Genomic DNA, 12243 nt, shown 5'->3' with positions numbered 1-12243 from the left:
CCGTCCTTTTTAGCGTCTTAAGTAAATTTTTAAACCCCTTTTTATATTATCAAGGCTAAACATATCTCCTATAATAGCATATTTTGCGCCCAATGGTATATTTACATTTACTTCATTTTGCTTATGTGTATTTTCTACACCTTGTATAAAATTTAAGTTTTTATCTAAAAATTGAATTTTGCAAAACCAAGAATCAAGATTGTGCGCACTAAGCTCCATACTTTTTGCACCTTGCAAATCAATAATATATTCTCTTAAAGGTTTGTTTAATTGAGTAATAGTATTTAATGGAATTTGAGTATTGACTTTAGGTTTTGCTTTTGAAAAATCTAGCTCATATTCATAATTTAACTCTGAAATTTTATAAATATCTTTAATAAAAACAGAACTACCCAACAAAGCCTTATAAAAAACTCCTGGATCAAGCATGTACTGAGAATCTACGGCTAACTTATATGTGATATAGTTTTCCCTTAAAGTTAATTCAGTTGGTATAAAATAAATATAACCTAGTTCATTTAAAGTATCATTGATTGTTTTAAAAAACAAAACAGAATCAGCTTGGGCTTTAAAACTAAAAGTTAAAGTTTTTGGTTCATTTAATATAAAATTTGCCAAAGAATTGGTTTTTAAAATTTGAGAAATAGTGTAAATATCTACATTTCCGCGCTCATCTTTATAATCATTTCTTGCAAACAAAAGTTCCAATTGTGCATCTTTAGAATTATCATTAACAATATGCTTAGCAACTTCTAAAGCACTTAGCGCAAAAGCATTAAGAGCAAAAAAAATGGAAAATATTAAAATTCTTACCATAATTTTCCTCTATTTTCTTTTATAAACTCAGCTTTTGTAATTTGTTTGATTTTACCATCTTTAATCATTAAAAACTTAGACACGCCATTTTTAAACTCTAAAGTATTATTATTCTCATCATTTAAACTAAAAGCAGCATGACCCGTAGTAATAAGCATATCTTTATCTAAAGATAAAGTATAATCATTTTTAATAGTCAAAGAACTTTTTCTAAAAGTTTTTAAATCTACCATACCAAGCCAAAGCTCTGCACTTGGTTTTATAATACTTTCTTTAAGCAAAACCATATTTTCTTCGGGCATATTTAAACTAGTATTACCCTCTAATGTTTCTTCTATAGTATTATTACTCTCATCTATTGGTTCTAAAATAGCACTTGTGTTTGTTTCATTGTTTTCTGTGGTTTCATCAGCAAAAAAATTAAGAACTGGAGTTTCATTCTCATCAACTTTTTCTTCTAAGATAATTTGTTCTTGATTTAGCACATTAGTAGTATTTTCATCTAGTGTGGAACTTTGGAAAAATCTTGAAACACCCCAAGCTAAAGCCACTATCAAAAGCACTACTACTATAATCACAATATACCATACACTTGAGCTTTCTTTGGTATATGAGTTCATTCTAGGAGCAATATGCACATGATTTTTTTTCTCAATACCATTTTCTTCTAAATAGGCATGATATTCTTCTAAAAAGCTAGAAAAATCAAGCTCATATTCTCTTTGTAAAATTTTGATAAAACCATTTATATTAAAACGAGATAAAGACTTAAAATCTTTTTTAATAATATATTCAAGACAAGTTATTTCTATTTGTGTTCTTTTTTGAACTTCTAATAAATTTAAATCTTCTAATTTTTTCCAACTATCCATTTTTCATCCTATCGCAAAGTATTGCAAATGCTGCACTAACATTTAAACTATCAAAATCATTGTGCATTTTTATCCCTACACATTCATCGCATTTTTTAAGCACCTTTGGCGCTATACCAAAACCCTCACTTCCCATAATCAAAACTTTTTTATTTTTGGCCTTGATAGTATGTATATCACTACCTCCGCTTGCGCTAGCATAGATATAAAAACCTTTTTGTTTTAATTCATTTATCATACTTAAAATATCATCATTTAAAACTATTTTCATATCTAAAGCCGCGCCACTACTTGCACGAATAACTCCATCCATAGCCACGCTTTTAGCTACCAGAATAATCCCATCAGCACCCAAAGCATAAGCACTACGCACGATAGCGCCTATATTTCCAACATCGCTAATATTATATAAAATAACTATAAAATCTTTTTCTTTTAAACTCTCAAAAGAGCTAAATTCAAACTCATCAATTTCCATTAAAAAACCTTGATGATTTCCACCTCTTGCCAAACTTTGCGCGGCCTTAAAATCAAGTTTTTTAATTTTTTTTGATGCCTTTGCTATTTTTGAAAAATCAGCTTTTTCACATTCTTTTGCTAAATAAATTTCTTTAATTTTTTCTTTGTGCTTTTCTAAGATATAAAAAAACACTTGCTTACCATAAACTATCATTTTTAAATAATAACCAAATTCAACTTAAAAGCAGTTTTTGATAATTTTCTTTTGGAGATTTCGCATTGATTTTTGAAAGAAGCTTTGCCTTTGTTTTTAAAGGCAAATCAAGTTCATAAATATCTTGCTCACACAAGATATTTTGGTGAAATTGCTTTTCTTTGGCACTTACGACTACACACCATTCACCACGCAAGTCCATTGTTTTTAATTTTTCTAAAGCTTCTAAGGCATTTGCTCTAAATTTGGCTTCAAATTTCTTTGTTGCTTCTTTTATGATAAAAATTTCTCTTAAAGGATCAATTTTACTAATTTCTTCTACTAAATTAAGTATCCTAGTAGGTGCTTCATAGACTATACTAGGATAAGGATTAAGCATTAAATTTTCAATATCTTTTTGTCTTTGAGGATTTTTATTAGCCAAAAAACCCATAAAAATAAATTCTTTTTTACAAAATGCACTTGAAACTAATGCAAGTAAAGCAGCATTTGACCCTGCCAAGACTTCATAATCAATATTATTTTTAACGGCATATTCAATTAAAAATTGCCCCGGATCACTAATACCTGGCATACCCGCATCACTCAAATATGCAACATCTTGTTCGAAAAAATCACCATCTATTTTTGCTAAAAAATCTTTTTCATTATGAGTATGTAAGGCTAGATATTTATCAGGTTTTATTTCTAAATTAAATTTTTCATTAAGGAGATGAACTAAGGATTTGCAAACTCTCGTATCTTCGCATAAAAAGAGTTTGCATTTTTGTAAAATTTCTAAAGAATGAAAAGAAATATCGTTTAAATTTCCTATGGGCGTAGGAATAAAATATAACATTATTGCATTGCGTATTTTTTCTTAAATTTCTCCACACGACCCGCAGCATCTACGATTTTTTCACTACCTGTAAAAAATGGATGGCAGCTTGAGCAAATATCAACTTTAATTTCTGGTTTATTTGACTTAGTAGTAAAAGAATTTCCACAAGCACAACTAACTTTGCATTCTACATATTCTGGGTGAATTTCTTTTTTCATTGTTTATCCTTTTTCAAAACATTAAGGCGTAATTATATAAATTTTTATATAAAAAATAGCTAAATTTAAGCGTGTTTTTAAATTATGAATTTTGAAGCAACCCCTATTAAAGCCGTTTGCGCTTTAAGTATAAAATCAGCCTGTAATTTTGCTTTTTTTACATTCTCCTCTCTTTCTTTTTGCGAAAATCCACCTTCAGCACCTATTAAAAACACATGCTTACTAGGTTCAAATCTCATCAAATCTTCACCTTCAAAGTCTATTAAAACAATATTTTCATAAACTTGCTGAAATTTTTTAAAATCATCAAAGCTTTCAAGCTCCATTAAAGAGGCACGACCACATTGCTGGGATGATTCTATAAGAATCTTTTCCATTCTTTTAAAACCTAATTTAAAATTCTTTTGTGAATAATCCATATACACAAAAGAAAGCTTTACCACTCCAAGTTCATTTAAAAAAGGTAAGGTTTTTTCTATAATCTTTGGATCAATCACCGCTAAAGCTAGATGTAAATGCGTTTTTAATTCTTGTTTTTCTTCTTTTTTATCAAGTAAATTTAATGCACATGAGCGTCTAGAAAACTCTATGCATTCATAAGTATAAGCATAAAAATCTTTCAAATTCTTTAATATGACTTTATCGCCTACTTTAATTCTTCTAGCTTTTAAATGCAAGAAAGCTTCATTTTCTAGCTCTAAATTTAAAGCACCACTTTGTGGATGATATAAAAATCGCATTAAAAATAAAACCTTTGAAGCAAATAAGGCACAAAAAGTAAGAATATACCTAAACACAAAATAAAAAAGCTTAAAAATCTAAATTTAGCATAACGTTTGAACAATCTTGCTTTTTTAAATAAAACAAATTGATAAATAGCCAAAGCAAAAATCAAAATCCAACAAAACCACATAGAAAGCATGTATAAATTTAGCTCAAAATGCTTTAAAGCCCAAAGCAAACTTCCTGTAAAAAGTGTAATTGCTAAAAATAAATAATAAATTGGCAAAAATAGGCGAATTCTTTTTATAAAAATAAACTCTTGCGAAAAACTACTTTGAGTTAAATACAAATAAAACAACATTAAAAAGCCATTTGCGTATAAACTATATACATGCAATGCTAAAAAAAACTCATAACTTTGATCCATCACTGTCCTTGTGTGTTATTTTCATCTTTGATATCATCATCTACAGGTATAGGAAGCGTATCATCATCTATAATCACATTAGAATCACTTTGCTCAATTTGAACTTGCTCAGTCTGCACCTCTTTTTTTACGTTTGTATCTTCTTGACTTGAGCAAGCAATAAAAAACAATAATAATACAATCAATAAAATCTTTTTCATTACACCTCCTTTTGATTAATAAAAACAAAATTTGCATCTTGAAGTTTTTTAAAAAAATCTTTATCTTTCCATTCATCGCTTATAGCTTGTGAAAATTCAATATCTGCCAAATTTATCTTTGGTAAAAACTCACTATAAGCATCTTCTCTAAAACCTTGTGCATAGCCTGTTCTTGTTTCATGCACAATAATACTTTTTAAACTAACACCTTGCTCGCCATTGACCATCTTAGTCTTTAAAAGCAAAGTATCTATCAGTACAAAAAATATGCGTACAAAATTTTCTGCACTTACATTCACAGGTAAACTTACCCATCTTTGTGAGTGTTTTTTCATATCTTCTAAATAAACTTTATCATCATCTTTAAAAAGCGTAATAGCATGGTCAAAACTATCAATAATTTGTTTTATTTCATCTTTTAACAAACCAAAATCATATACCATTCCCGCATTGTCAAGGTATTTACTCTCAAGTAAAATTTCTACCTTATAAGAGTGGCCATGTATGCTTGTTTTACATCGCTTGGAGCTACAAAATCTAACAATATGAGCATTTTCAAATTCAAATATTTTTCTAATAATCATACGCCTTCTTTATCTCCCCAAATTCTAATATGCAATCTATCGGAGTAATTATATCCATTTTTTATACAAAATTCAGCAACACTTAAGGCGTTTTTGGAAATTTCTTCTTCATTTGACCCCATAGGCATACAAAAAACATCATTTTTACAAACTTGTAAAATTTCATTAATTTCGCCTAAGGCTTTATTTTCTTGTAAAAAATCCTTATCCAAAACAAATTTATAAAAACTATCTTTAGCATAACATTTAAAAGCTTTCAAAGCTTTTTCATTAATCCTTTTTTCTTTTTTAACCCCACTATTACTAAGCTTTACACCCAAAGCAAAATAACATTTTTTATACAAAGGATATTTTTCAAAATCAATTTCAATACTTGCATTGGTTTCAAAATGCACTTTAAAATCATTTTCTAAAAGCAAATTAATAAAACACAAAAAATCTTTATTTTGATAATTTAATAAAGGCTCACCACCTGTAATAACAACCATAGCTTTGTGTGAATTTGCGAGTTTTACAACCTCATCAAAAAGTTCTTTTGCTTTATATGATTGATAACAAGCTTTAAATTCTTGAGTAAAAACCGCTCTAATGGTATCACACCCTAAAAGTATTTTAGAGTTTTGTTCTTTTTTCACCCCAAAGCCAATACAATTAAAATTGCACCCGGCAAATCTAACAAAAACAGCCAAATTTCCGCTATATTTTCCCTCACCTTGCAAGCTTAAAAAAGTTTCAACAACTTCCATTATCCACCTGTTTGATAAAAGGCTCTTGTAGAACTTTGATTGGCTTCATTTTCTGCCCATCTATTTTTTTCTGATTTATTTTTTATCACGGTTTTTAAAACCTCACAAGCACCTGCTATGTCTTTATTACGTATAGCCTTTTTAATGCTTAAAGCTTCATCATAATATAAACAAGGTATTAAAAGCCCTTCAGCTGAAAGTCTTATACGGTTACAACTATCACAAAAATCATGGCTATGTGGATCAATAATGCCAAACTCATACCCATCTTCAAGCTCATAAATAGTCGCAGGCGCGTTAGGGGTTTTTTGTCCTTCTTTAAAAGAATATTTTTGAGCAATAATATTTAAAATTTCTGCTGATTTTAAGCCTTTTAAATCCCCATAAGCATGATAATTTTCCATAAATTCTATAAAGCGAATTTGGCTTTTGCGTGCTTTGGCAAATTCTAAAAGATCGATAAATTCACTATCATTAATCCCTTTAAGAGCTACGGTGTTAAATTTAATATTAAAGCCTAATTCTAAAGCCTCATTAATACCATTTAATACATCTTTAAGTATATTTTTTTGGGCTAACTTAAAAGCCACTTCTTCTTTTAAGGTATCTAAAGAGATATTAATTCTTTTTAAACCTGCCTGTCTTAAATCTTTTGCTTGTTGTTTTAACAAAGAAGCATTAGTAGTAAGTGCTAAGTCTATATCCTGCTTATACTCACTAATCATAGCAATAAATTTATGCAAATCTTTTCTTACTAAAGGCTCACCGCCTGTAATACGAATTTTCTTAATCCCTTCATCAATGCAAACTTTAACAAACATGAAAAGTTCTTCAAAAGATAAAAGGTTTTCCTTAGCACTCCATTCAAATGGAGTTTTTGGCATACAATAAAGGCAACGAAAATTACATCTTTGTGTTACTGAAATTCTTAAATAATCTATCACTCTTCCATAACTATCTACCAACATCAAAGGCCTTTATAATAATTTATTAAATTTCAAAATAAGCTCAACTCTGCCCATGCCTATACGCAAATCCTTTGCGATTTGTTCTATAGATTTTTTTTGATTAAAAAGCTCTATTACCTTTTGTTCTTCATTATCATAGCTTGGGCTTAATTTTGTAATACTTTGGGTTTTTTGTTCTAAATTTAATAAACGATTTTTTTGCTCACTTTGAAATTCTTCAATCACCTCTTCTACTTCTTTTAAAGCACTTAAAATAGGAATGATATTTTGATTAATTTTTTGTTCTAATATCTGCAAAAGTTCTTCTTTTAGCTCTTCTTTAATGGCTTCAGTATCTATTTCCTCTTTTTCTTGCTCTTGTTCATCTAAACTTTCTTTTTTTAAATAATGATATTGCTTATTTAAATCTTCTATCATCTTACCAAGCTCGTTAATCTTAGCAATACTTTCTTTTTCTTTTATCATCATATAAGCAAACATAGCAAAAATTAATAAAGCTACCACAAGCCACAATAATAAATCACTACCCATTTTCTTGCTCCTTTAAAATCTTAATCATCGCTCTTTGCATATTTGCTACAAAATTATCATACACAAGCTCATCTTCTGCTTTTATTTGTGTGATTTTTGCCTCATTTTCACTTAAAGCTTTAAAAAAAATACTAATTTTTTGACCATTTAACTCAAATCTTGCATAATATTCCTCATCTTGAGTCAAACACTTATCTTTAAATTGAATGTGTGCAAAATTTACACCTATCACAAAGGCTTTATATTTTAAATCTGTAAATAATTTTGTTTTATTGATATCATTTTTTATCAAATACAATTCTTGCTTTAAATCCATAAGCAAATCAAAAATAATTTGCTCACCCTCACTAAATTCCACTCTTGAGGCAAGCTTTTTCCATTTGCTTAAATTGACATAATTATTGCTTGAAAGATATTCTTGCAAAAACTCTTCATATCTTTCTTTACTCTCTTCAAACTCAAGCTCTAACGAACTTTTAAAAAAATTTATCTCCATAAAAGATCAACCCAAATAAATATAAAAAACACTATACTTAAATACCCATTTAAAGTAAAAAATGCTTTATCGATTTTTGCAAAATTCTTTCTAACTATGCGGTGCTCAAAAAATAAAATAATCGCACTAATTATCACCCCTAAAAAGGCAATATTTCCCGTTGGAGCCACCCAAACAAATAAAAGCCAAAAAAGTACTGCTAAAACATGACAAAACGCTGAGATAAATAAGGTTGCCTCAAGCCCAAATTTAGCAGGTATAGAGTACAAGCCTGTTTTTTTATCATATTCCATATCTTGCAAAGCATAAAGCAAATCAAATCCAGCTGTCCAAAAAGTAACACCCAAACACAAAATAACACTATAAATTTCAATACTTCCCAAAACTACAATGCTACCTGCAATAGGAGCAAGCCCTAAGCAAAATCCTAATACTAAATGTGCTAAGGATGAAAATCTTTTAAAAGCTGAATAAATAGCTAAAATAAACAATACCGGCAAAGAAAGAGCAAAGGCTAGCTTATTAATAAAATAGCTTGCCAAAACAAAAATAATAGCATTTAAAATAATAAAAAGTAAAATACTAGTTTTACCTATACGTCCATCGATATTAGGTCTATTTGCACATCTTGGGTTATTTTTGTCAATATCCTCATCCATCAAACGATTAATCGCCATTGCAAAATTTCTTGCACTCACTGCGCAAATAACACCCAAAAGTAAAGCCTTAAAGCCAAACCAAGTGCTATCATTTAAAATAACAGAAGCCACAATCATTGAAGTGAATAAAAAAGGTAAAGCAAAAATAGAATGCTTAAAAACAATCAAATCTAAAATATCTTTTAATTTTTCTTTTAATATAGGCATTTTTTCTCTTTATAATATATTTTTGTTATGATTTTACTAAAATAATTTTAAATTTAGGATATTTTTACGATGTTTTTTGAATTTGCACTCATTGGAACCACTGCAAGTGGCAAAACAGAACTTGCTAATAAACTAGCTTATGAATTTAACGCAAGTATTTTAAGCCTTGATAGTCTTTGCGTGTATAAACAAATCAACATCGCTTCAGCCAAAACAGAGCAAAAAACCCTAGATGAGCTTGATTATTTTGGTATAAATTTATTAAATGTCAATGAGCATTTTAACATTGCTTTGTTTTTTGAAGAATACAAAAAAGCAAAAGCCTTTGCTCAAAAAAACAATCAAATGCTTATCATCACAGGCGGAACTAGTTTTTATCTAAAAGCCTTAATGGATGGTTTGAGTGAAAATTTTAAAGAAAGTCAAAGCACACTAAGTAATGATGAAATTTATCATTTAATGATAAAAATTGATCCGCAAGCAAAAATAGAAAAAAACGATACTTATCGTTTGAAAAAATGGCTTGGAATTTATGAACAAACTAATAAAATTCCAAGTGAAGTTTTAAAAGAAACCAAACAAGAAGCTTTGATTAAAAAACTTGATATTTTTGAAATTTCTTGGCAAAAAGATCTTTTAGAAAAACGCATTATCAAGCGCACTAAAAATATGCTAAATGAGGGCTTAATAGATGAAGCTAAAATGTTATTTGATAATTATGATCATCATTTAAAAGCACTAAATTCCATAGGTTTAAAAGAATGCAAAGAGTTTTTAGATAAAAAAATAAATTTAAATGAGCTTGAAGAGCTCATCATCATCCATACAAGACAACTTGCCAAAAGACAAAGAACTTTTAATAAAAAATTCAATAAAGAAATTTTAGATTTTCAAAGTGCTTATGAGAATTTAAAAGCTTATATTTTAAAAAAATATCAAGGCTGAGTATTTAAGACATTTAATTTATCTTTACATAAATTTTGCCAATTACTCGTTACATTAATATCTATACAATTTTGCAAACTTTGTTTTTGATTTTGCACATCTTTTAAATCTTCATAAATATTGCTTTGCACATAAAAAACTCTTGCGCGCTCATCATCTTTTAAAGGATTAGCAAGTAAGTCTTTAAACAAAGTTAAGGCTTTTTGAGCTTGATTGCTTTGTTTTAAAGCTTTGATATAGATAAATTCTAAATCGGGACTAAAAAGATTTACTCCCTTTAAGTTTTGATAATCAATAGCCTTTGGAGCATAGTTTAAAATACTTGTTAGAAAATTATTTTTTTCACAATAACGCAAAAACTCATAATATAATTCCACCATACGATAATTCATAGGAAATTGCTCTAGTTTTTGTAAAGTTCTTATCATGGCATTATAATCTTGCAATCTAAGCTCAGCAAAAAATTTAATATAATTTGCTTCAAATTTTTCATTATCACTAATAATCGTTCTTGTGTTTAAAATATCGTTAATTGTTTTTATAACAAAGTTATAGCGTTTATCTTTAAGAGCTAAATCAGCACTTTGAAGCTTATAAAAGATAATATCATCATTTTCATTTTCCACTATGTATTTTTTAGCTTCTTCTATGCGCGTTGTGCGTTTAAAACACTCAAGCATTTGTTTTTTATTTTGTATTTTGCCTCCTATATTATAGGCTTTAAAATCATCATATATTTTAATAGCAGCCAAACACTCATCATTTTTTAATCTTTGCTCTAAAACCAAAATAGCAGCTTGCTCTAAAAGATTTTTTACTTCTTTATTGGAGTATTTTTCAATGTCTTTTTGATAACTTATAACCTTTTCATAATTTTTTTCTTGAAAATATAATTTGACATTATCAAACAGCGCCTTACTAGAAATTTCTCCAGCGTATTTTTTCATAATTTCTTCATATTTTTGATGCAAAAAACTTGCATTAGCATCTTTTAAATATAAAAAGTTTTTATCTTGTGCTTCTTTAATTAAACTCACATATTCACCCAAAGGAAAATCTTCTGCATAAAGATCTAAATATTTTTGAGCTTTAATATGCTCATTTGCATTTAATAAAGACAAGGCAAGATCTTTTAATACTCTTTCATATTCTTTATCTACCTTGGTTAAATGCGTAAAAATATACTCATAAATTTTAGAACTTAAATCATAAACCCTATTATTAGCAAAAGCTTTTGCCAATAATAGAGAATTTTCCAAATCACTCATGAAAAATTCAGGGTTTGATTCTAAAATTTTATTTGCTAACTCTTTGGCTTCTTTTATATTTTTTGCCTCTAGATGATTTTTTGATAAAAATAAAGCGGCTCTACTGGCTAAATCTGCATTTGGAGTAGAATAATACACATCTTGATAAATATTATTTGCGGTATTTTTTTTACCCAAATGATACAAATAATCTGCATAATCAAGTAAAGCCATTATAGTATATTTATCGCCTTTGTGCTCAGTATTTAAAGTATCTATAATATATTCAACATTAGATCTTTGCGATAAACCCATATAAACTCTCATCATAATATACATTACTTCTGTATAATCTTTATCGTTAATATAAGTTCTTACCCATCTTTTAGCATCATCTAACATTTGCTCTAAAATTACTTGGTCTTTATCAAGTTCATAAGTGTATAGTTTATTTTGAGCTCTTAATTTATAAAGCTCAAATTCATTCATAAATACACTACCCTGATAACGCTTAATAGCGCTAGTTGCATCCCTTAAAACCTGATCATATTTTTTTGCTTCATATTCTTGTTTTATACTAAAATAAGCGTTAAAATCTGCACTTTTTGAAGTTTCCATAGGATTAGAATTTAAATCTAATGCTCCAATATAAGGCATTAATGCATCATCAAAATAAATATCAAAATCAAGCCCATCGCTAGGTTTATAATACCTTAAATCTTTGGTAAAAATAAATACAAAATGCTTAGAAGCATCTTCACTTTGACTTTGAATTTCTTTAGCATTAAAAATATCTTGAGAATAATTAAACATCTTAGCTAAAATTTTAGGATAGATTTTGATTGTCAAAAAAGTTTGGTGCTTTTCAAAATAAATCGTAAAATCATCAAATTCTTTATTTTGAAACTGCATATTGCTAACACCTAAAACATTGCACTCAAAATGGGTTTTTTCAAATTCAAAAACACTTTTGCAAGTAAAATCCTTATCATCTTTTAAATGCAAAAGCGTAAAAGGGCGTTTATGCTCTTCTCCTTTATTAACAATAATTTCAAAAGAAAATGTATAAGTTATACTTAATAAAAATAAAAATAAAACCCTTATCATAAGC

At 28.2% G+C, this 12243-nt stretch carries 16 protein-coding genes; 1 reads left to right on the top strand and 15 read right to left on the bottom strand.

Going from position 1 to position 12243, the window contains the following annotated elements:
• Nucleotides 1–9: 9 nt before the first annotated feature.
• The 14 genes from L8V79_RS01965 to mqnP form a co-directional block, all read right to left on the bottom strand.
• On the bottom strand, nt 10–816 hold the full coding sequence (locus L8V79_RS01965) for a hypothetical protein (RefSeq protein WP_263663884.1): 807 nt from the start codon (nt 814–816) through the stop codon (nt 10–12).
• A complete protein-coding gene (locus tag L8V79_RS01960; RefSeq protein WP_263702302.1) occupies nt 810–1688 on the bottom strand; it encodes a hypothetical protein in 879 nt (292 codons plus the stop codon). The genes L8V79_RS01965 and L8V79_RS01960 overlap by 7 nt, the downstream gene beginning before the upstream one ends.
• A complete protein-coding gene (gene rlmB, locus L8V79_RS01955) occupies nt 1681–2361 on the bottom strand; it encodes a 23S rRNA (guanosine(2251)-2'-O)-methyltransferase RlmB (protein WP_263702301.1) in 681 nt (226 codons plus the stop codon). Before rlmB ends, L8V79_RS01960 begins: the two co-directional genes overlap by 8 nt.
• Nucleotides 2362–2380: 19 nt before the next feature.
• Complete coding sequence (gene rsmI / locus L8V79_RS01950; RefSeq protein ID WP_263702300.1) at nt 2381–3199, bottom strand: 16S rRNA (cytidine(1402)-2'-O)-methyltransferase; 819 nt, start codon at nt 3197–3199, stop codon at nt 2381–2383.
• The gene (gene rpmE, locus L8V79_RS01945) at nt 3199–3399 is read right to left on the bottom strand and encodes a 50S ribosomal protein L31 (protein WP_012662118.1); all 201 of its coding nucleotides are present in this window, start codon (nt 3397–3399) and stop codon (nt 3199–3201) included. Before rpmE ends, rsmI begins: the two co-directional genes overlap by 1 nt.
• 77 nt (nt 3400–3476) lie before the next feature.
• On the bottom strand, nt 3477–4139 hold the full coding sequence (locus tag L8V79_RS01940; protein WP_263702299.1) for a 16S rRNA (uracil(1498)-N(3))-methyltransferase: 663 nt from the start codon (nt 4137–4139) through the stop codon (nt 3477–3479).
• Entirely contained in the window at nt 4139–4549 is a 411-nt protein-coding gene (locus tag L8V79_RS01935; protein WP_263702298.1) for a hypothetical protein, read from the bottom strand. The genes L8V79_RS01940 and L8V79_RS01935 overlap by 1 nt, the downstream gene beginning before the upstream one ends.
• Nucleotides 4549–4749: a cytochrome C gene (locus tag L8V79_RS01930; protein WP_263682477.1), complete on the bottom strand. Its 201-nt coding sequence runs from the start codon at nt 4747–4749 to the stop codon at nt 4549–4551. Before L8V79_RS01930 ends, L8V79_RS01935 begins: the two co-directional genes overlap by 1 nt.
• Nucleotides 4749–5333, bottom strand: a complete 585-nt coding sequence (locus tag L8V79_RS01925) for a 6-pyruvoyl trahydropterin synthase family protein (protein WP_263682478.1) — start codon at nt 5331–5333, stop codon at nt 4749–4751. The genes L8V79_RS01930 and L8V79_RS01925 overlap by 1 nt, the downstream gene beginning before the upstream one ends.
• On the bottom strand, nt 5330–6079 hold the full coding sequence (locus tag L8V79_RS01920) for a 7-carboxy-7-deazaguanine synthase QueE (RefSeq protein ID WP_263682479.1): 750 nt from the start codon (nt 6077–6079) through the stop codon (nt 5330–5332). Before L8V79_RS01920 ends, L8V79_RS01925 begins: the two co-directional genes overlap by 4 nt.
• On the bottom strand, nt 6079–7047 hold the full coding sequence (gene moaA, locus L8V79_RS01915) for a GTP 3',8-cyclase MoaA (RefSeq protein ID WP_263702297.1): 969 nt from the start codon (nt 7045–7047) through the stop codon (nt 6079–6081). The genes L8V79_RS01920 and moaA overlap by 1 nt, the downstream gene beginning before the upstream one ends.
• A gap of 9 nt (nt 7048–7056) precedes the next feature.
• A complete protein-coding gene (locus tag L8V79_RS01910) occupies nt 7057–7578 on the bottom strand; it encodes a hypothetical protein (RefSeq protein WP_263679519.1) in 522 nt (173 codons plus the stop codon).
• On the bottom strand, nt 7571–8074 hold the full coding sequence (locus L8V79_RS01905; RefSeq protein ID WP_263702296.1) for a hypothetical protein: 504 nt from the start codon (nt 8072–8074) through the stop codon (nt 7571–7573). Before L8V79_RS01905 ends, L8V79_RS01910 begins: the two co-directional genes overlap by 8 nt.
• Nucleotides 8065–8940: a menaquinone biosynthesis prenyltransferase MqnP gene (gene mqnP / locus L8V79_RS01900; protein WP_263702295.1), complete on the bottom strand. Its 876-nt coding sequence runs from the start codon at nt 8938–8940 to the stop codon at nt 8065–8067. Before mqnP ends, L8V79_RS01905 begins: the two co-directional genes overlap by 10 nt.
• A gap of 69 nt (nt 8941–9009) precedes the next feature.
• Here mqnP and miaA point away from each other — a divergent pair, with 69 nt between their 5' ends.
• Nucleotides 9010–9885 (top strand): tRNA (adenosine(37)-N6)-dimethylallyltransferase MiaA, encoded by an 876-nt coding sequence (gene miaA / locus L8V79_RS01895; RefSeq protein WP_263679521.1) that lies wholly within the window; start codon nt 9010–9012, stop codon nt 9883–9885.
• Here miaA and L8V79_RS01890 read toward each other — a convergent pair.
• Complete coding sequence (locus tag L8V79_RS01890; protein WP_263679523.1) at nt 9876–12239, bottom strand: tetratricopeptide repeat protein; 2364 nt, start codon at nt 12237–12239, stop codon at nt 9876–9878. The two genes, miaA and L8V79_RS01890, sit on opposite strands and share 10 nt — an antisense overlap.
• Nucleotides 12240–12243: the final 4 nt, after the last annotated feature.

The sequence above is a fragment of the Campylobacter sp. IFREMER_LSEM_CL2194 genome (assembly GCF_025771685.1).
GTDB lineage: Bacteria > Campylobacterota > Campylobacteria > Campylobacterales > Campylobacteraceae > Campylobacter_D.
The sequence above is the reverse complement of the archived record's forward strand: the minus strand, read 5'-3'. Positions and strand labels throughout refer to the sequence as shown.

Coding starts and splice junctions, on each gene's coding strand:
- L8V79_RS01965 (WP_263663884.1), bottom strand. CDS start 816: ATGGTAAGAATTTTAATATTTTCCATTTTTTTTGCTCTTAATGCTTTT.
- L8V79_RS01960 (WP_263702302.1), bottom strand. CDS start 1,688: ATGGATAGTTGGAAAAAATTAGAAGATTTAAATTTATTAGAAGTTCAA.
- rlmB (WP_263702301.1), bottom strand. CDS start 2,361: ATGATAGTTTATGGTAAGCAAGTGTTTTTTTATATCTTAGAAAAGCAC.
- rsmI (WP_263702300.1), bottom strand. CDS start 3,199: ATGTTATATTTTATTCCTACGCCCATAGGAAATTTAAACGATATTTCT.
- rpmE (WP_012662118.1), bottom strand. CDS start 3,399: ATGAAAAAAGAAATTCACCCAGAATATGTAGAATGCAAAGTTAGTTGT.
- L8V79_RS01940 (WP_263702299.1), bottom strand. CDS start 4,139: ATGCGATTTTTATATCATCCACAAAGTGGTGCTTTAAATTTAGAGCTA.
- L8V79_RS01935 (WP_263702298.1), bottom strand. CDS start 4,549: ATGGATCAAAGTTATGAGTTTTTTTTAGCATTGCATGTATATAGTTTA.
- L8V79_RS01930 (WP_263682477.1), bottom strand. CDS start 4,749: ATGAAAAAGATTTTATTGATTGTATTATTATTGTTTTTTATTGCTTGC.
- L8V79_RS01925 (WP_263682478.1), bottom strand. CDS start 5,333: ATGATTATTAGAAAAATATTTGAATTTGAAAATGCTCATATTGTTAGA.
- L8V79_RS01920 (WP_263682479.1), bottom strand. CDS start 6,079: ATGGAAGTTGTTGAAACTTTTTTAAGCTTGCAAGGTGAGGGAAAATAT.
- moaA (WP_263702297.1), bottom strand. CDS start 7,047: ATGTTGGTAGATAGTTATGGAAGAGTGATAGATTATTTAAGAATTTCA.
- L8V79_RS01910 (WP_263679519.1), bottom strand. CDS start 7,578: ATGGGTAGTGATTTATTATTGTGGCTTGTGGTAGCTTTATTAATTTTT.
- L8V79_RS01905 (WP_263702296.1), bottom strand. CDS start 8,074: ATGGAGATAAATTTTTTTAAAAGTTCGTTAGAGCTTGAGTTTGAAGAG.
- mqnP (WP_263702295.1), bottom strand. CDS start 8,940: ATGCCTATATTAAAAGAAAAATTAAAAGATATTTTAGATTTGATTGTT.
- miaA (WP_263679521.1), top strand. CDS start 9,010: ATGTTTTTTGAATTTGCACTCATTGGAACCACTGCAAGTGGCAAAACA.
- L8V79_RS01890 (WP_263679523.1), bottom strand. CDS start 12,239: ATGATAAGGGTTTTATTTTTATTTTTATTAAGTATAACTTATACATTT.